Origin of the sequence: Paraburkholderia sp. MM5384-R2 (assembly GCF_014201025.1) — a bacterium.
In the GTDB taxonomy this organism is placed as follows: Bacteria; Pseudomonadota; Gammaproteobacteria; order Burkholderiales; family Burkholderiaceae; genus Paraburkholderia; species Paraburkholderia tuberum.
Genome location: NZ_JACHDI010000011.1, coordinates 53,848 through 70,826 on the forward strand (window position 1 = coordinate 53,848; position 16,979 = coordinate 70,826).

Consider the following 16,979-nt stretch of genomic DNA (forward strand, 5'->3'; position numbering starts at 1 on the left):
CAATGTTGTTGGTTGATTGCGTTCGCGCTGCCGTTTATCCAGCCATCGTCAGACCACCCGACACGCTGATGACCTGACCGCTGATGAACGCGGCGTCGTCACTCGCGAGAAACGCCACCACGCCCGGGATGTCGCCAGGTTCGCCCATGCGGCCGAACGGCACGGCCTTCACGAGGGCCGCCTTGATGCGCTCGCCTTTCTCGCCCTGCGCGAGGTTGTCGAGAAGCGGGGTCGCGGTCGGGCCGGGGCAAACGACGTTGACGGGAATCATCTGGCGGGCCATTTCGCGTGCCATCGTCTTCGTGAAGGCGATGAGGCCGCCTTTGCAGAACGAGTACACCGCTTCCATCGAGGAGCCCACGCGTCCCGCATCCGACGAGATGTTGACGACGCGGCCACGGCCACGTTCGGCCATCCGTCGCAGCACGGCATGGTGCATGTTCAGCGGTCCGTACAGATTGATCGCCACCACCTTGTCCCAGAACGGTTTCTCGGTTTGCAGGAAGAACGCACCCATGTCCCAGCCGGCGTTGTTCACGAGAACCTCGATCGGTCCCAGTTCTTCCTCGACTCTCGCCACCGCGGCATGCACACCTTCGTGATCCGTGATGTCGACGCGGTAGGCTTGGGCCTTGCCGCCCGCCGCCTCGATTTCCGCCGCGACACGCACGGCGCCTTCTTCGTTCAGGTCGAACAGCGCGACGGTCGAGCCTTCGTCGCCGAATCGTCTGCTGATGGCGGTTCCGATCCCACCTGCCGCGCCAGTGACGACGACGACCTTCTCCTTGAGCCCCTTCATTGATTCCCTCCGTGATGTGCGAGGCGCTGTCGCGCCAGTTAATCCTTGCTCAGCGCTTCCGATACGGCTTCGCCCCTTCCTGTGGCCAGGGCGAGGAGCGCGCTCGCTTCGTCCGCGCTATATCCCGCTTCGACCAGAACCTGGATGCTGTGCTCGCCGAGATTCGGCGGCAGATAGCGAACGTTGCCGGGCGACTCGGAGAAGTGCACCGGTATCGAGGTCATGACCATGTCGCCTTCGGTCGGGTGCTCGAAGCGCTGGAAGAACCCGGTCTCCTTGATGTACGCGTCGTGCATCAGGTCTTTCAGGTCGCGCACGGGGCCGTGCGGCACGTCCGCCGAGGCGAAGATCGCATTCCATTCCGCAGTCGTCTTGTTGCGGATGGCGTCGCCGACGATGCGATACAGCTCGCTGATGTTGCGCATACGCTCGGCCATGTGGCGGAAGCGCGGGTCGTCGAGCAGATGCGCTGCATCGATTGCGCACAGCACGCGGCGCCATTGCTCGTTATTCACGGCGAGCAGGCAGATATGCCCGTCTTTTGTCGCGTAGGGCCGGCGGTGCGGCGAGAACATGCGCGGATAGCCCAGGCCGGTTCCGTCATTGGAGCCCAGCGCACCTTCCCAAAGATGCTCGAACAGATTGAATTGCAGCATCGTTTCGAACATCGGCACATGGACGAGCTGGCCGACACCGGTCCGCTCGCGGTGATAGAGCGCCATGCCGATCGACGACGCCAGCACGTAGCCGCAGAACTTGTCGACGATCACGGTGGGGAAGTACCGCGGCGAGCCGTCCGCGTCGCGGTTCATCGCGGCAATGCCGGTTTCGCCCTGAATCACGTCGTCGAAAGCGGGGCGGTCCTTGTAGGGTCCGTCGATTCGATAGCCGGCACCCGACGCGTACACGATGCGTGGGTTGCGCGCCCGCACGGTTTCATAGTCGATGCCGAGGCGCTCGGCGGCACTCGGGCGCATGCTGTGCACGATGACGTCGGCGGTCTCGACGAGCTTGAGCAGCGCTTCGCGGCATTCGGCCTGCTTCAGGTTCAGGATCACGCTGCGCTTGTTGCGGTTCATGATCGTATAGAACACTGCCATGTCGGGATTGCGGCCAGGGCCATTCTTGCGGTTCTGGTCGCCTTCGGGCGGTTCGATCTTGATGACGTCCGCGCCCATGTCGCCGAGTAGCTGCGTGGCGACCGGACCGAGCACGTTGATGGTCAGGTCGATCACGCGGACACCGGCTAACGGGCCGGTCGCCGGTTCGAGGGGTTGTTGGGGATTGTCCATGCTCAGGCCTTGTACTCCTTGCCTTTAACGAGCCTGAGCGGCGTGTACACCATCACTTCCGTGCCGTCCTGCTTGATCACGCGGTTACGGGTGCGCACCAGCCCAAGTCCGGGGCGTCCCTTGCTAGGCCTGCATTCGATCACCTCGCATTCCACGTGAATCGTGTCGCCCACATAGGTCGGGCCTTTGATGTCGAGTTCCATGTTGAGGAACGCGAAGCCGACGCCCTGCATGGTGGCCTGCGTGAGCAGCCCTTCCATCAGCGTGAAGACCAGCGCGCCCGGCGCGACGCGCCCCTTGATGGCCGACTGCTCGCGAAGAAACTCGGTGTTGGTGAACAGAACTTCCAGCATGCCGGTCACCGAAACAAAATTCACGACATCCGTTTCGGTCACCGTGCGGCCCACGGTCTTGAACTTGCGTCCAACGGGCAGGTCCTCCCAGTGAATTCCCAGACCAACCGTTTCGATTTCTTCCATTGCCTGTCCTCTGTCGTTGTCGGCTCGGCTGTTAGCTGAGCTGTCGTTGTCAGTTCTTCTTGATGCGGCCTAGCACGCTGTCCGCGACGATGTTGCGTTGGATCTGGTTGGTGCCTTCGATGATCTGCACCACCTTCGCGTCGCGGAAATAACGGTTGATCGGGTACTCGTTGGAGATGCCTGCGGCGCCGAATAGCTGCACGGCATCGGTCGCGACCTTCATGGCGACATCCGACGCGAACATCTTCGCCATCGCCGCCATTGGGGCGAGCTCGCGGCCGCTAACGCCCGCATCGACGAGCGACGCCGTGCGATAGACGAGTTGGCGCGCGGCCTCGGTCTGGGTGACCATGTCAGCGATCATCCAGCGCACACCCTGAAAGTTGCTGATGCTCTGGCCGAATGCAACGCGGTCCTGAATGAATTTGACGGTGTGATCGATCGCGCCCTGCGCGATGCCAACCGCGCGCGCGGCCACGATGGGACGGCTCGTGTTGAGCGCCTCCATTGCCACCTTGAACCCCTGGCCGCCTTCCGGCCCGAGACGGTCTTCCGCGCGGATGAAGGCATCGTCGAAATAAAGGGGGCACGACGCCACGCCGCGCGCGCCCATCTTGTCTTCTTCGTTGCCGATCGTCAGGCCCGGCGTGTGGCGATCGACGATGAAAAGATTGATCCCCAGCGCCTGTCCTTCCTCGTCGAGCGTCCTGGCGGCGACGAGAATGAAGTCGGCGATATGCGAATTCGTGCACCAGATCTTTGAGCCGTTGAGCACATAGCCGCCGTTCTTGCGGCGCGCTGTCGTGCGAATGCCCGAAACGTCGGAGCCGCTTTGAGCCTCGGTAATGGACAGCGCACCGCGCAATTCACCGGAGGCGAGACCCGGCAGCAGGCGAGCCTTCTGCTCTTCCGTGCCGCCTTCAAGAATGGCTCCGAACGGTGTCCATTGCACGACCAGCAGATAGCCCGTGTTGTAGCAAACCCGCCCGAATTCCTCGACGGCGATGCAGGCCGACATCACGCTGCCGGCGCCGCCATACGCTTCAGGAAACGGCAACGTGAAGAGGCCGAGTTCCTTGAGCAGTGCGTACATGTCGTGCGGATACCCGGCCGTACGGTCGATCTCGTCGGCCCGCGGCGCCACGCGCTCCCGTGCGACGCGACGGATGAGGTCGCGGATCTGAAGCTGGTCGTCTGTTAGTTCGTATGTCACTTCGAGCTCTCTTGCTAACGGTTTTTTCGGGCCGGCCCCCCGGATTCGTCTCCGGAGTGGGGATACGTCGCCCCCGCCGACCACTTCCTGATCACATTCGAAGTCTTCACGTTTATGAACGATGTTCGATAAATTAAACGAAGGGCCGGGTGATCGTCAAGCGCTGAAACCGGCTCCCGCGGGTTTGTCCGAGGTGCGTCGGGAATTTGGTCGGGATGTAGTTTCAGCCTTGCGCGGCGGGGCACGGCAGGGCTTTCCCGCCGTTGACAGCGCGCTCCCAGTACGTTTAAGATTTGGAACAGTGTTCGGTTATTTGTTCCATTTTGGCCCGACAGAACGGCTCGATTCGGCGCGAGCCCATGGCAAAACGATTTGGAGGAGCGGGGAATGGACTCTCTTTGTCCTGAAGTCGATTATCAGAAATTCCTGGCCGAGGGCCGCTTGATGATCCAGCGCAGCCGCGGCAGCGGCCGCTATGTCTTCTACCCGCGGGTGGCTGAGCCGGTTACCGGGATGCGCGATCTGGAGTGGGTCGAAGCCTGCGGGAAGGGGACGGTTTATTCCACTACCGTGGTGCGCCAGAAATCGCCCACGCCCAGCTACAACGTCGCAGTGATCGATCTGGAAGAAGGTGTGCGCATGCTGAGTTGTGTGGAGGGCATCGAGCCGGAGGCCGTGCGCATCGGCATGCCGGTGCAGGCGAAGATCGTGTACCGAGGGGATGCGGCATTGCTTGTGTTCGAACCGGCCTGACGCCAGCTAACCCGCAGCCGGCCGTCAAAAGCCGGTCACACCGATGAAAGGTAGATCGAATGGAATTCAACTTGCGCGGGCGTACCGCACTGGTGGCAGGCGCCACCTATGGGATGGGGGAAGCACCTGGCTTGTCGTCGCTGGACCTTGCTGCGCGTGCGTCCGTTGACGCGCTCGCCCAGGTGGGACTTACGCCTGGCGATGTAGACGGCCTTTTCGTGTGCACGCCGGACGACATGCTGTCGGGTCTCACGTTTGCCGAATACCTCGGTATTAACCCGAAGTTCACCGACAACAACCGAAGCGGCGGATCGGCGTTCGAAATCTACGCGCACACGGCGGCCATGGCGTTGTGTACGGGACAGATCGATGTTGCCTTGATTGCATATGGGAGCAATCAGCGCAGCGCGGCGGGCAAGCTCGTGCAGTCGTCGCGTCCTTCGCCGTGGGAGAGCCCGTATAAGCCGATGAATCCGGTGTCGTCGTATGCGCTTGCGGCGGCGCGTCATATGCATCAGTACGGCACGAAGCGTGAGCATCTGGCCGAGGTGGCCGTCGCCGCCCGCAAGTGGGCGCAACTGAATCCGGATGCGTATATGCGCACGCCCATATCGATCGACGACGTGATGGGCGCGCGCCTCGTGTCGGATCCGCTTTCCGTGCGCGATTGCTGCCTCGTGACGGATGGCGCGGCAGCGATCGTCATGGTGCGCGCCGGTCGAGCGCGTGATCTCACCGACAAGCCGGTGTATCTGCTCGGCGCGGCTTCGGCCACTTCGCACCGCGAAATCGCGAGCATGCCGGATCTCACGGTGACTGCCGCAGCGGAATCGGGCAGGCGTGCGTATCAAATGGCGGGCGTGAAGGCGAACGATATCGATGTCGCGATGCTGTACGACGCCTTCACGATCAACACCATCCTGTTTCTCGAAGACCTCGGCTTTTGCCCTAAAGGCGAAGGCGGCCGCTTCGTTTCAGACGGCGGCATCGCGCCGGGCGGCCGGCTCGCGGTCAATACGAACGGCGGGGGTTTGTCGTGCGTTCACCCCGGCATGTATGGGCTGTTCCTGATGGAAGAATCGATGCGGCAATTGACGGGCCGCGCTGGTGAGCGCCAGATACCCGGTGCGAAGCTGGCGATCGCGCACGGTAACGGCGGTGTGCTCTCGAGCCAGGCCACGGTGATTCTCGGGACGCAGGAAACCCTGTAAAGACACGCTGTAAGACACGCCGCCCGCCAGGGTCACTGTCAACAGCTTTGCATGGGATCGGAGTAAGCGCTAAAGCGCTAACCCCGATCGACAGGAGACGGACAGATGAGCGAAGAGACCAGCAACGATGCGGCAGAGATCGTACAGGTCCGGCAAGACGGTGCAATCGCGATCGTCACATTGAACTATCCCCAACGGCGAAACGCGTTTTCGCTAAAGATGCGCGAGACGTTGTACGCGCGGCTTTATCGCCTGATGCATCACGAGGAAGCGTGCCGTGCGATCGTACTGACCGGCGCGGGCAATACGTTTTGCGCGGGTGGCGACATCTCGGAAATGCAGACGCGCAAGGTGCTCGAATATCGACAGCGCAATGAACTGCCGCTCGATATCTTCAGACTGATGGTGGAAGGCCCGAAAGCGATCGTCGCCGCCGTCGAAGGGTTTGCGTTTGGCGCTGGTCTGTCGCTCGCCGCTGCTTGCGATCATGTCGTCACGTCATCGGCCGCGTGCTATGCGAGCGCGTTCGTCAAGGTCGGGCTGCTGCCCGATACGGGGCTCTATTGGTCGTTGTCGCAGCGCGTGGGCGGTGGCCTTGCACGCGAGCTCATGTTGAGTGCTCGTGAGTTCGACGGCGTCGAAGCGGGCGAGACCGGTTTTGCCAATCAGGTCGTCGAGCCCGGCGAGGCGCTGAACGCGGCCTCGAAGGTGGCGCAACAGTACGCGGAACTGCCCTCGGTGGCCACCGCGCACCTGAAGGCCGCGCTCGCGACGGGCATCCGTACGCTCGACGACGCCATCGAAGCGGAAGTCAACCTGCAGCCCATCCTGCGCCGCAGCCGCGAACACCAGGAGGCAGTGAGCGCCTTCATGGAAAAGCGCAAGCCGGTGTTCGTGGCCGACTGAAGGAAGCCAACATGAGCGAAAAAGAAACGGCAGAAAACGATACGACGTCGCTGATCGAGGTGACCCGCGAGGGACCGGTCGCGATCGTGACGCTAAACAATCCCCGACGCCGCAACGCGATGGGACGTCAGATGCGTCAGTTGTTGCGCGACACGATGCATCGGCTGATGGTGGGCGATCCGGACTCGCGGGCAATCGTCCTGACGGGCGCGGGCGAGCACTTTTGCGCCGGCGCCGACATCTCCGAGATGACGCAGCGCACGATCCTGCAAAGCCGCGAGATTCTGGCGGAGTCGTGCGTGGTAGTGCGTGAAATGGAGGCGGGACCCAAGCCGGTCGTGGCTGCCGTGGAAGGCGTAGCCTTCGGCGCCGGGCTGTCGCTCGCGGTCGCGACCGACTATGTCGTGGCTGCGTCGAATGCGCGCTTTTGCGCGGCGTTTCTGCGCGTCGGCCTGACTCCGGACACCGGCATTCTGTGGACGCTTCCGAAGCGCATCGGCATGGCTCGCGCGAGGGAGATGCTCTCGCTCGCCACTGAAATCGACGGCGACAAGGCCGGAACGATTCACCTTGCCAACGAAGTCGTCGGGCAGGGTACTGCGCGCGCAAAGGCAATCGAAGTTGCGCGCGGTCTTGCCGACTTGCCGCCGCTCGGCGTGGCGCTGCTGAAGGACGCGCTGACCAACGCCGCGACGACCATGGAAGGCGCGCTGCGAGCCGAGATCGACTATCAGCCCATCCTGCGTCGGTCGAAAGACCATCAGGCTGCGTGTAAGGCGTTTATGGAAAAGACCAAACCGGTCTTCACGGGTGAGTGAGCGCGGGGAGCAAGGCGATGAGTATCGAGCAGAAGGAAAAGGCCGCGGGCGCCGACGAGATCGTGCAGGTGCGCCGTCAAGGCGACGTGACCATTGTCACGATGAACTATCCCGAGCGCCGCAACGCATTCTCCATGAGGATGCGCGTTGCGCTGACCGAGCTCTTGCACCGGCTGATGCACGACGATCCGCAAACGCGCGCCATTGTGCTGACAGGCGCGGGCGGCCATTTTTGCGCGGGCGGCGACCTGTCCGAAATGCACGCGACCACTCTACAGTTGCTGGCGCTTCGTGAGCGCATCGCGGTGGGCGTGCGTCTGTTCAAGCTGATTTATACGGGCACGAAGCCGGTCGTCGCGGCGGTGGAGGGCACGTGCTATGGAGCGGGGCTGTCGCTGGCGGCTGCATGCGATGTCGTGGTCGGTGCCGATACCGCGAAGTACTCATGTGCGTTCGGCAAGGTCGGACTGCTTCCCGACACTGGAATGCTATGGACGCTGCCGCAAAAGGTCGGCGGCAGCAAGGCGCGTGAGTTGATGCTGAAAGGCGATGTCATCGACGCGGCCACGGCGCGCCGCATCGGCCTGGTCAGCGAGGTGGTCGCGAGCGGCGGCGCGCTCGCTGCGGCGATCGAGGCCGCGGCGCGCTTCGCGAGCTATCCGCCAGTGACGCTGGCGCTCGTGAAGGCGAGCCTCGTCAATGCGGGCAATTCGATCGAAGACGCATGCCGCCTCGAAACTGACCTCAATCCGCTGACCCGTCAAACGAGCGACCACGCGGAGGCGGTGACGGCCTTCATGGAAAAACGCAAGCCGGTTTTCACGGGTGCCTGACGCTGCCATTCTCCGTTGCTGTCCCTACTGGAAGTTCAACGCATATGTTTACGCCTGACCTGCTGAAGAACAAAAGAATCCTCATCACCGGGGGAGGCACCGGCCTTGGTAAGAGTATCGGCCTGCGCTACCTCGAACTGGGCGCCGATCTCTTCATCTGCGGTCGCCGCAAGGAAGTGCTGGACGCGACGGCCGCCGAGTTTCGCGGCGTCGTGCCTGACGCGCGTGTCACGACGGTGCAGGCGGACGTGCGCAGCGCCGAGTCCGTCGAGTCGATGATGGAGACCATCTGGCGGGATGGTCCGCTCGACGTATTGCTGAACAACGCGGCGGCCAACTTCATCGCGCGCACGGAAAGCCTGTCGGCGCGCGCGGTGGATGCGGTGCTCGACATCGTGCTGCACGGCAGCTTCTATTGCACGATCGCGGCGGGCAAGCGCTGGATCGACGCGGGTCACCCGGGCAACGTGATCAGTACCGTATCGACGCCCACGATGACCGGCTCGGCCTTTACCGTGCCGTCCGCGGCCGCGAAGGCGGGTATTCTCGCCATGACCCGCAGCCTTGCGGTCGAGTGGGGCCCGAAGGGCATTCGCCTGAACGCGGTGGCGCCCGGACTGTTCCCGACGCCGGGCGCATGGGAGCAGTTGTACCCGCCGGGCTCGCAGGTCGAGCCGCAGGAGCGCTCGGTGCCGCTGAGGCGCTTCGGCGATCACGCGGAACTTGCCAATCTCTACGCCTATCTGGCGTCCAATGGCTCCGGCTACATCACCGGCGACATGATCGTGATCGACGGCGGCCGCTGGATGCAGGGGGTGGGCGGCCCGACCTTCCGCGCGATGCAGGACTGGACCGACGAGCAATGGGACGCCATGCGCGCCCACGCTCGCAAGGGTTGAACCATGGGTCCGCTTGCAGGAGTTCGAATCATCGAGCTGGCCGGCATCGGCCCGGGGCCCATGGCGGCGATGCTGCTCGCCGATCTGGGTGCGACGGTGTTGCGCATCGAACGTCGCCAGCCGGTCAAGCTCGGTATCGAGCGTCCGCTGCGCTACAACCTGTTGCTGCGCAACCGGAAGACGATTGCGCTCGACCTGAAAGACCCGCAGGCCGTCGAACTCGTGCTCACGCTGGTGGAGCGCGCCGATGCCCTGATAGAAGGTTTCCGACCCGGCGTAACCGAGCGACTCGGGCTGGGTCCGCAGGCCTGCCTCGAACGCAATCCGAAGCTCGCTTACGGACGCATCACGGGATGGGGCCAGCAAGGTCCGCTCGCGCAGTACGCCGGGCATGACCTGAACTACATCGCGATCACCGGCGTCCTCAACGCAATTGGTCGCCGCGATCAGCCACCGTCGATACCGCTGAATCTGATCGGCGACTATGCGGGCGGTTCGCTGTACCTTGCAATGGGGCTCCTGTCGGCGATCCTGCATGCGCGTAACGGCGGCGCGGGACAGATCGTGGATGCCGCGATCGTCGACGGCACGGCCAACCTTGCTACCACGTTCTTCGGCATGCAGGCTGCCGGCATTTGGCGCGACGGGCGCGGGACGAATATCACGGATTCGGGATCGTACTTCTACGACGTTTATGAATGCGCGGACGGCAAGTGGATTACGGTCGGCCCCATCGAGGACAAGTTCTATCTCGAACTCCTCCGCCTGCTCGACATCGATCCGCAAACGCTGGGTACGCAGCTCGACGCAAGCAACTGGCCCGCCGCGCGCGCACTGTTCGCGCTGAAATTCAAGCGACGCACACGCGAGCAATGGACCACCTTGCTCGAACACACGGACGCGTGCTTCGCGCCGGTTCTGTCGTGGACCGAGGCACCCGAGCATGCGCATCTGAAGGCGCGCGGCACGTTCATCGAAGTGGACGGCATCGTGCAGCCCGCGCCGGCGCCGCGCTTCTCCGCCACGGTGCCCGCGAAGCCGACGGCGCCCGAGGCGCCCGACGCGACCACGATCGACGCCGCGCTGGCGGCATGGCTCGAACCGGGCCGCATTGGCGAGTTGAAAGAAGCGGGAACGCTGGCCTGAGCCGCACCCGACAGGCGACCCATAAAGACGAAACGAGACACTCATGGATCTGCGATATACCGACGAAGAGCTGGCGTTCCGCAATGAGGTCAGAGCCTTCTTCAAGGAAGCGCTGCCGGCCGACATCCGACGCAAAGCTACCTTGGGGCAGCGCTATTCGGCGGCCGACCTGCGCCGCTGGCAACGCATGCTCTACGAGCGAGGCTGGGCGACGCCAGCGTGGGACAAGGCGTGGGGCGGGACGGGCTGGAGCGCGGTGCAGCAATACATCTTCAAGGAAGAGCTGCACATGGCCCCGGCGCCCGAGACGCTGTCATTCAACGTGAACATGATCGGTCCGGTTTTGATCGCGTTCGGCAGCGAGGAGCAAAAGCGCCATTTCCTGCCTCGCATCGCGAGCCTCGAATACTGGTTCTGCCAGGGATTCTCCGAGCCCGGAGCCGGTTCGGACCTGGCCGCGCTGCGAACCCAGGCGGTGCGCGACGGGGACCACTATGTCATCAACGGCCAGAAGCTCTGGACTTCGACGGCGCATCACGCGGACTGGATGTTCTGTCTCGTACGCACGGATTCGAGCGGCAAGAAGCAGCAGGGCATCACATACCTGCTGATCGACATGAAGACACCGGGCCTGACCGTCCGCCCGATCATCACGATCGACGGCCACCACGAAACCAACGAGGTGTTCTTCGACAACGTGCGCGTGCCGGTTGCGAACCGAATTGGCGAGGAGAACAAGGGTTGGGACTACGCGAAGTATCTCCTTGGCAACGAACGCAGCGGCATTGCGCGCGTGGGCGTTTCGAAGATGCGCGTGCGTCACGCGAAGGATCTTGCGAAGCGCGTGCCCTGCGGCGACGGTGTGCTGTGGGACGACTCGCGTTTTCGTGAACGTGTCGCGGCAGTTGAGGTGGAGCTGAAGGCCCTGGAGATGACGCAGATGCGCGTGATCGCCGAGAGCAGCTCGCAGCAGAGCCACGTGCCCGACCCGAAGACCTCGATCCTGAAGATCAAGGGTTCGGAGCTGCAGCAACTCGCAGCTGAATTGCTCCTCGAGGTGGCAGGGCCGGATGCTCTACCGCTCGACCTCGACTTCCTGCGTGGGCTTGCCGATCCGGTTCGCGAACCCGAATGGGCGCTCACGATCGCGCCGAATCACTACTTCGCGCGCCACGTCTCGATCGTGGGCGGCTCCAACGAGATTCAGAAGAACATTCTCGCCAAGTCCGTACTCGGACTTTGAGCGACGGGCGAACTGCGGAGAAGCATGAGACATGGACTTTGATTTCACCGATGAGCAACGCATGCTCAAGGACAGCGTCGACCGGCTCGTCAAAGACGAGTACGGGTTCGAGCAGCGCGCGAAGTATCTCGCTGAGCCGGACGGTTTCAGCCGCGAGCTTTGGGCGCGTTACGCCGACATGGGTCTGTTGGGCCTTTCGTTTGACGAGGAATACGGCGGCAGCCACTGCGGCCCTGTCGAAACGATGATCGTGATGGAGGCGTTGGGCCGCGCTCTCGCGGTCGAACCGTATCTTGCGACGGTCGTGCTGGGCGGCGGCTTGGTGCGGCTTGGCGGCAACGCGGCGCAACGCGCGGCGATTCTGCCGCAGATTGCGCAGGGCGAGTTGCAGATGGCGTTCGCGCACAGCGAGGCGCAGGCGCGGTACGACCTCGCGGACGTTGCGACCACCGCACGACGCGAAGCCGCCGGCTGGGTGCTCGACGGCGCCAAGCGCGTTGTCCTCCACGGCGGTAGCGCCGACCTTCTCGTGGTGTCGGCGCGCGTGTCCGGTGGGAGGCGCGAGCGTGACGGCATCGGGCTGTTTGTGGTCAGGGCCGACGCGCAGGGCGTGACGCGCCACCCGTATCCGACGCAAGACCGGCTGCGTGCGGCCGACGTTGAGTTGTCGCGGGTGCGCGTTCCAGATAGCGACGTTCTGGGCGGCGCGGGCGCCGCGTTGCCGCTGATAGAAACGGTCGTTGCGCACGCGATCGCGGCGGTGAGCGCGGAAGCCGTAGGTGCAATGGCAGCTGCGCACGAAGAAACCGTGGAGTACCTGAAGGTCCGCAAGCAGTTCGGGGTGCCTATCGGATCATTCCAGGCGCTCCAGCATCGTGCAGTCGACATGCTCGTCATGGTGGAGCAGGCGCGCAGCATGGCGCTCTTCGCGACCATGATGAGCGAGGAGCCGGACCTGGCGGAACGCGATCGCAGTATGTCGGCGGCGAAAGTGCAGATCGGGCGCTCGGGCCGCTTCGTCGGTCAACAAGGCGTGCAATTGCACGGCGGCATCGGGATGACCGAGGAGTGCAAGATCGGTCACTACCTGAGACGCCTGAGCGTGATCGATATCCAGTTCGGTTCGACCGAACATCATCTGACCCAGCTCGCCAATGCAGGCGGACTGATCGATGCAGCAGCGTGAGCCGCGCGTCCAGCCAAGCAAACGGAAACCATTCATGAGCCGAATTTCCCCACCCGATCAATATCAGGAACTGCGCGACGCCTTGCGCGACCTCTCGAAGGCGTACCCGGACGAGTACTGGCGCCGTATCGATCACGAGCGCGTCTATCCCGAGGCGTTTGTGGACGCGCTGACGAAGGCCGGCTGGATGGCCGCGCTGATCCCTCAGGAGTATGGCGGTTCAGGTCTCGGGTTGACCGAGGCGTCCGTGATCATGGAGGAGATCAACCGCAACGGCGGCAACTCTGGCTTTTGTCATGGCCAGATGTACAACATGAATACGCTGCTCAGAAACGGCTCGGAGGCGCAAAAGCGCAAATACCTGCCGAAGATCGCGAGCGGAGAATTGCGTCTGCAATCGATGGCTGTGACCGAACCGACCACCGGAACGGACACGACGAAGCTGAAGACCACTGCTGTAAAAAGAGACGACCGGTACGTGATGAACGGCCAGAAGGTGTGGATATCACGCGTGCAGCATTCGGACATGATGATCCTGCTCGCACGCACCACGCCGTTGTCGGACGTGAAGAAAAAGTCGGATGGGCTGTCGTGCTTTCTCGTGGACCTGCACCAGGCTATCGGCAATGGCCTGACCGTGCGGCCGATTCCGAACATGGTCAATCACGAGACGAACGAACTGTTCTTCGACAATCTTGAGATTCCTGAAGAGAACCTGATTGGCGAAGAAGGCAAGGGCTTCAAGTACATCCTCGACGGACTCAACGCCGAGCGCGCACTGATCGCGGCCGAGTGCATCGGCGACGGCTACTGGTTCGTCGAGCGCGCGTCGAAGTACGCCAGCGAGCGTATCGTGTTCGACCGGCCCATCGGTATGAACCAGGGCATCCAGTTCCCGATCGCCGAGGCCTACATCGACGTGCGCGCGGCGGATCTGATGCGCTACAAGGCCTGCGAACTGTTCGACAACCATCAACCGTGCGGCGCGGAAGCGAACATGGCCAAGCATCTCGCGGCCACGGCTTCGTGGAAAGCCGCCAATGCCTGTCTGCAGACCCATGGCGGCTTCGGTTTCGCTTGCGAATACGATGTCGAGCGCAAGTTTCGCGAAACCCGGCTCTATCAGGTGGCGCCGATTTCGACGAACCTGATTCTGTCCTACGTCGCCGAGCACGTGCTCGACCTGCCGCGTTCATTCTGAGCTTTGGAGGGATCTGATGCGCTTCGAGACCATTCTGTACGACGTCAAGGACCGGGTAGCGACGATCACGCTGAACCGCCCGGAACATATGAACACCTGGAACGACCAGGTGGCGACCGAAGTGTACGAGGCGATGCAGGCGGCGGGCGCGGACCATGGCGTGCGCGTCATCGTTTTCACCGGCGCGGGCAAGGCGTTTTGCGCGGGCGGCGATATTCACAGCTTCGGCGGTGATCCCGCCGCGCTCATGACGAAGCTCCCGCGTCCGTTCGATATGCGCAAGCGCGCCGACTGGCAAACGCGCTGCTCTTACTACCCGGCCATTCCGAAGCCGGTGATCGCGATGCTCAACGGCGCCACTGTCGGCATTGGCCTGATCCACGCCCTTTTCTGCGACATCCGCTTTGCGTCCGAAGACGCGACCATCACGACGGCATTCGCGCGCCGCGGCCTGAGCGCGGAATACGGCATGGCCTGGATACTCGCGCGTCACGTCGGCCAGGCGCACGCGCTCGACCTGCTGCTGTCGGGACGCAAGATCAAGGGGCGCGAAGCCGAACGTATGGGACTCGTGAATCGGGCAATCCCGGCGGACAAGCTGGTCGAGGAGACCTATGCGTACGCGCGAGAAATGGCGGAGTACTGCTCGCCGCGCTCGATGCGCATCATGAAGGAGCAGGTCTGGGAGGTGCCGTTCCAGACGCCCCACGAGGCGGTGATACACGCCGGGTTGGACATGCCGATCGCCAACCAGTGCGATGACTACAAGGAAGGCATGGCGAGCTTTCTCGAGAAGCGCAAGCCCAACTTCACGGACTACTGAGCACACATAGGACTACCACCTTATGCTGAACTACGAAGTCGTCAAGAACTGGCCGATCGAAGATGTCACGCAGACATATAGCGAGCGCGACGTGATGCTGTATTCGCTGGGTCTCGGGTTGGGCGCAGACCCGCTGGACGCAGAACAGCTGCGCTACGTCTATGAAAAGGACCTGCAAGCGATGCCGACTTGCGCGGCCGCGTTCGCGTGGCCGAAATCGTGGATGCGCGATTCGCGTACGGGCATCGACTACCTGAAGCTCGTGCACGGTGAGCAGGACGTTCGCTTCATGCGCCCGATGCCGGTTGCAGCGACCATCGTCAGCAAGACGCGGGTGAGCCGCATCTCGGACAAGGGCGCGGGCAAGGGCGCAATCGTCGAGCTCAAGCGTGACATCATCGACGCCTCGACGGGCGAACAACTTGCCGAAGTCCGGCAGGTGTCCTTTCTGCGCGGCGACGGAGGGTTCAGCGCCGGGTCGGGCGCGAGCGACGCGCCGCCCGAAGCGCTTCCGGCTGTGCCGGAGCGCGCGCCGGACGCGGAATACGTCTTTTCGACCGGCGCGCATGCAGCGTTGATCTACCGCCTTTCGGGCGACGCCAACCCCCTGCACGCGGACCCGGAGGTGGCGTCGAAAGCCGGATTCAACCGGCCCATTCTTCACGGCCTCGCGACCTATGGCATGGCGGGTTACGCCGCGATCCGCACCTTCGCGGGCAACGACGCAAAGCGTCTGAAGCGACTCGCCTTGCGCCTGACCGCGCCGGTGTACCCCGGCGAAGAAGTGCGCTTCCAGTTCTGGCGGGACAGTGACACGCGTCTGCATCTGCGGGCGCGCGTCGACGCCCGCGATGTGGTGGTGCTGAACAACGGAATCGTGGAAATTGCCTGAAACCGCGCCCGGCAGCGCCGACGTGCTTTGCCGGGCCGCGACTGGAGCCTGACGATGGACCTGAAAGAGAGTCCCGCCGACAAGGAATTTCGCGCCACGGTGCGCGAATTCGTAGCGACTCATTTGCCCGACGACATTCGTGAACGGGTGCTGAACTTCCGCCATGTGCCGCGCGAAGACTACGTGCGCTGGCAACGCATTCTGGCCGGGAAGGGATGGGGCGCACCTGCGTGGTCCGCGCAATTCGGCGGCGCCGCCTGGAATGCCGCGCAGCGCAACATTTTCGACGAGGAATGCTTTACCGCCGGCGCGCCGCGCCAGATGCCGTTTGGCCTTTCGATGGTTGGACCTGTAATCCAGAAGTTCGGCACCGACGCGCAGCGCGAACGGTTCCTGCCGCGCATCATCTCGATGGAGGACTGGTGGTGTCAGGGTTACTCCGAGCCAGGTGCGGGTTCCGATCTGGCGTCGCTCAAGACGCGTGCGGACCGCGTCGAGCTCGACGGTCAACCGTTCTACGTCGTCAACGGCCAGAAGATCTGGACCTCGTTTGCCCAATGGGCGAACTGGATTTTCTGCCTGGTCCGCACGGACGGCAGCGGCCGCCCACAGGAGGGCATCTCGTTCCTGCTGATCGATATGTCGACGCCCGGCATTACGGTCAGACCCATCCGCACGCTTGACGGCGGCCACGACGTCAACGAAGTGTTCTTCGACAATGTGGCAGTGCCAGTGAGCAATCTCGTCGGTGAGGAGCATCGCGGCTGGTCGATCGCCAAGTATCTGCTCGGCCACGAGCGGACCAACATCGCCGGCCTCGGCAACTGCAAGCGTTTCATGCGACGTCTGAAGGAGATTGCCAGCACCGAGCGTAAGCACGGCAAGCCTCTCATCGAGGACGTTCGCTTTCGCGATCGCATCGCCAGGGTGGAAATCGATTTGATCGCGCACGAATGGTCGCTGCTGCGCGTCGTCTCAGCCGAAACTGCAGGACGTCCCATCGGACCGGAGGCTTCGGTGCTGAAAATCCGCGGTTCGGAGATTCAGCAGGAGCTTACGGAGCTGATCATGGAATGCGCAGGCCCCTATGCGGTGCCTTTTGTAAGCGAAGCGCTGGAGGCGCACTGGCGCGGCGAAACCGCGAACGGCGAGTTGCTCAACGCGCTGGCCGCGCACTACCTGGACTGGCGCAAGATTTCGATCTACGGCGGTTCGACTGAAGTGCAGAAAAACATCATCGCCAGGCAGGCGCTCGGCATCTGAGGACACGCCATGGATTTCACGC

Annotated in this window: 17 protein-coding genes; 13 read left to right on the forward strand and 4 right to left on the reverse strand. The window is 63.2% G+C overall.

The features are described 5' to 3' along the window. Positions 1 to 34: 34 nt before the first annotated feature. Genes HDG37_RS18755 through HDG37_RS18770 form a run of 4 tightly spaced genes read right to left on the reverse strand, consistent with a single transcriptional unit; the run spans position 35 to position 3,783 of the window. Complete coding sequence (locus HDG37_RS18755; protein ID WP_184050198.1) at positions 35 to 799, reverse strand: glucose 1-dehydrogenase; 765 nt, start codon at positions 797 to 799, stop codon at positions 35 to 37. 38 nt (positions 800 to 837) lie between these two features. Continuing rightward, complete coding sequence (locus HDG37_RS18760) at positions 838 to 2,091, reverse strand: CaiB/BaiF CoA-transferase family protein (RefSeq protein WP_184050200.1); 1,254 nt, start codon at positions 2,089 to 2,091, stop codon at positions 838 to 840. 2 nt (positions 2,092 to 2,093) lie between these two features. Further along, on the reverse strand, positions 2,094 to 2,570 hold the full coding sequence (locus tag HDG37_RS18765) for a MaoC/PaaZ C-terminal domain-containing protein (protein ID WP_090870024.1): 477 nt from the start codon (positions 2,568 to 2,570) through the stop codon (positions 2,094 to 2,096). Between the two features lie 49 nt (positions 2,571 to 2,619). Then, positions 2,620 to 3,783: an acyl-CoA dehydrogenase family protein gene (locus HDG37_RS18770; protein ID WP_184050202.1), complete on the reverse strand. Its 1,164-nt coding sequence runs from the start codon at positions 3,781 to 3,783 to the stop codon at positions 2,620 to 2,622. Between the two features lie 387 nt (positions 3,784 to 4,170). Between HDG37_RS18770 and HDG37_RS18775 the strand changes: the two genes are divergently transcribed. From HDG37_RS18775 to HDG37_RS18835, 13 genes are all read left to right on the forward strand, one after another. Further along, positions 4,171 to 4,536 carry a Zn-ribbon domain-containing OB-fold protein gene (locus HDG37_RS18775; RefSeq protein ID WP_018425526.1) on the forward strand — a complete coding sequence of 122 codons (366 nt, stop codon included), beginning with the start codon at positions 4,171 to 4,173 and terminating at the stop codon, positions 4,534 to 4,536. Positions 4,537 to 4,595: 59 nt separating this feature from the next. After that, positions 4,596 to 5,747, forward strand: coding sequence for a thiolase (locus tag HDG37_RS18780; RefSeq protein ID WP_184050204.1), 1,152 nt, complete (start codon positions 4,596 to 4,598; stop codon positions 5,745 to 5,747). Positions 5,748 to 5,852: 105 nt separating this feature from the next. Further along, on the forward strand, positions 5,853 to 6,653 hold the full coding sequence (locus HDG37_RS18785) for an enoyl-CoA hydratase/isomerase family protein (RefSeq protein ID WP_184050206.1): 801 nt from the start codon (positions 5,853 to 5,855) through the stop codon (positions 6,651 to 6,653). Positions 6,654 to 6,664: 11 nt separating this feature from the next. Further along, entirely contained in the window at positions 6,665 to 7,471 is an 807-nt protein-coding gene (locus tag HDG37_RS18790) for an enoyl-CoA hydratase/isomerase family protein (protein WP_184050208.1), read from the forward strand. Positions 7,472 to 7,488: 17 nt separating this feature from the next. Further along, positions 7,489 to 8,304, forward strand: a complete 816-nt coding sequence (locus HDG37_RS18795; RefSeq protein ID WP_184050210.1) for an enoyl-CoA hydratase/isomerase family protein — start codon at positions 7,489 to 7,491, stop codon at positions 8,302 to 8,304. Positions 8,305 to 8,348: 44 nt separating this feature from the next. Continuing rightward, positions 8,349 to 9,203 carry an SDR family oxidoreductase gene (locus tag HDG37_RS18800; protein WP_184050212.1) on the forward strand — a complete coding sequence of 285 codons (855 nt, stop codon included), beginning with the start codon at positions 8,349 to 8,351 and terminating at the stop codon, positions 9,201 to 9,203. 3 nt (positions 9,204 to 9,206) lie between these two features. Continuing rightward, positions 9,207 to 10,349, forward strand: a complete 1,143-nt coding sequence (locus HDG37_RS18805; RefSeq protein WP_184050213.1) for a CaiB/BaiF CoA-transferase family protein — start codon at positions 9,207 to 9,209, stop codon at positions 10,347 to 10,349. A 43-nt stretch (positions 10,350 to 10,392) separates the two neighbouring features. After that, positions 10,393 to 11,592, forward strand: a complete 1,200-nt coding sequence (locus HDG37_RS18810) for an acyl-CoA dehydrogenase family protein (protein WP_184050215.1) — start codon at positions 10,393 to 10,395, stop codon at positions 11,590 to 11,592. A 31-nt stretch (positions 11,593 to 11,623) separates the two neighbouring features. Next, complete coding sequence (locus tag HDG37_RS18815; RefSeq protein ID WP_184050217.1) at positions 11,624 to 12,778, forward strand: acyl-CoA dehydrogenase family protein; 1,155 nt, start codon at positions 11,624 to 11,626, stop codon at positions 12,776 to 12,778. Positions 12,779 to 12,812: 34 nt separating this feature from the next. Continuing rightward, entirely contained in the window at positions 12,813 to 13,979 is a 1,167-nt protein-coding gene (locus tag HDG37_RS18820; protein ID WP_184050219.1) for an acyl-CoA dehydrogenase family protein, read from the forward strand. Positions 13,980 to 13,995: 16 nt separating this feature from the next. Then, positions 13,996 to 14,802: an enoyl-CoA hydratase gene (locus tag HDG37_RS18825; protein ID WP_090808781.1), complete on the forward strand. Its 807-nt coding sequence runs from the start codon at positions 13,996 to 13,998 to the stop codon at positions 14,800 to 14,802. 22 nt (positions 14,803 to 14,824) lie between these two features. After that, positions 14,825 to 15,694 carry a MaoC/PaaZ C-terminal domain-containing protein gene (locus tag HDG37_RS18830; RefSeq protein WP_090808783.1) on the forward strand — a complete coding sequence of 290 codons (870 nt, stop codon included), beginning with the start codon at positions 14,825 to 14,827 and terminating at the stop codon, positions 15,692 to 15,694. A gap of 54 nt (positions 15,695 to 15,748) precedes the next feature. Continuing rightward, positions 15,749 to 16,957: an acyl-CoA dehydrogenase family protein gene (locus HDG37_RS18835; RefSeq protein ID WP_184050221.1), complete on the forward strand. Its 1,209-nt coding sequence runs from the start codon at positions 15,749 to 15,751 to the stop codon at positions 16,955 to 16,957. Positions 16,958 to 16,979 lie beyond the last annotated feature (22 nt).

Coding starts and splice junctions, on each gene's coding strand:
- HDG37_RS18755 (WP_184050198.1), bottom strand. CDS start 799: ATGAAGGGGCTCAAGGAGAAGGTCGTCGTCGTCACTGGCGCGGCAGGT.
- HDG37_RS18760 (WP_184050200.1), bottom strand. CDS start 2,091: ATGGACAATCCCCAACAACCCCTCGAACCGGCGACCGGCCCGTTAGCC.
- HDG37_RS18765 (WP_090870024.1), bottom strand. CDS start 2,570: ATGGAAGAAATCGAAACGGTTGGTCTGGGAATTCACTGGGAGGACCTG.
- HDG37_RS18775 (WP_018425526.1), top strand. CDS start 4,171: ATGGACTCTCTTTGTCCTGAAGTCGATTATCAGAAATTCCTGGCCGAG.
- HDG37_RS18780 (WP_184050204.1), top strand. CDS start 4,596: ATGGAATTCAACTTGCGCGGGCGTACCGCACTGGTGGCAGGCGCCACC.
- HDG37_RS18785 (WP_184050206.1), top strand. CDS start 5,853: ATGAGCGAAGAGACCAGCAACGATGCGGCAGAGATCGTACAGGTCCGG.
- HDG37_RS18790 (WP_184050208.1), top strand. CDS start 6,665: ATGAGCGAAAAAGAAACGGCAGAAAACGATACGACGTCGCTGATCGAG.
- HDG37_RS18795 (WP_184050210.1), top strand. CDS start 7,489: ATGAGTATCGAGCAGAAGGAAAAGGCCGCGGGCGCCGACGAGATCGTG.
- HDG37_RS18800 (WP_184050212.1), top strand. CDS start 8,349: ATGTTTACGCCTGACCTGCTGAAGAACAAAAGAATCCTCATCACCGGG.
- HDG37_RS18805 (WP_184050213.1), top strand. CDS start 9,207: ATGGGTCCGCTTGCAGGAGTTCGAATCATCGAGCTGGCCGGCATCGGC.
- HDG37_RS18810 (WP_184050215.1), top strand. CDS start 10,393: ATGGATCTGCGATATACCGACGAAGAGCTGGCGTTCCGCAATGAGGTC.
- HDG37_RS18815 (WP_184050217.1), top strand. CDS start 11,624: ATGGACTTTGATTTCACCGATGAGCAACGCATGCTCAAGGACAGCGTC.
- HDG37_RS18820 (WP_184050219.1), top strand. CDS start 12,813: ATGAGCCGAATTTCCCCACCCGATCAATATCAGGAACTGCGCGACGCC.
- HDG37_RS18825 (WP_090808781.1), top strand. CDS start 13,996: ATGCGCTTCGAGACCATTCTGTACGACGTCAAGGACCGGGTAGCGACG.
- HDG37_RS18830 (WP_090808783.1), top strand. CDS start 14,825: ATGCTGAACTACGAAGTCGTCAAGAACTGGCCGATCGAAGATGTCACG.
- HDG37_RS18835 (WP_184050221.1), top strand. CDS start 15,749: ATGGACCTGAAAGAGAGTCCCGCCGACAAGGAATTTCGCGCCACGGTG.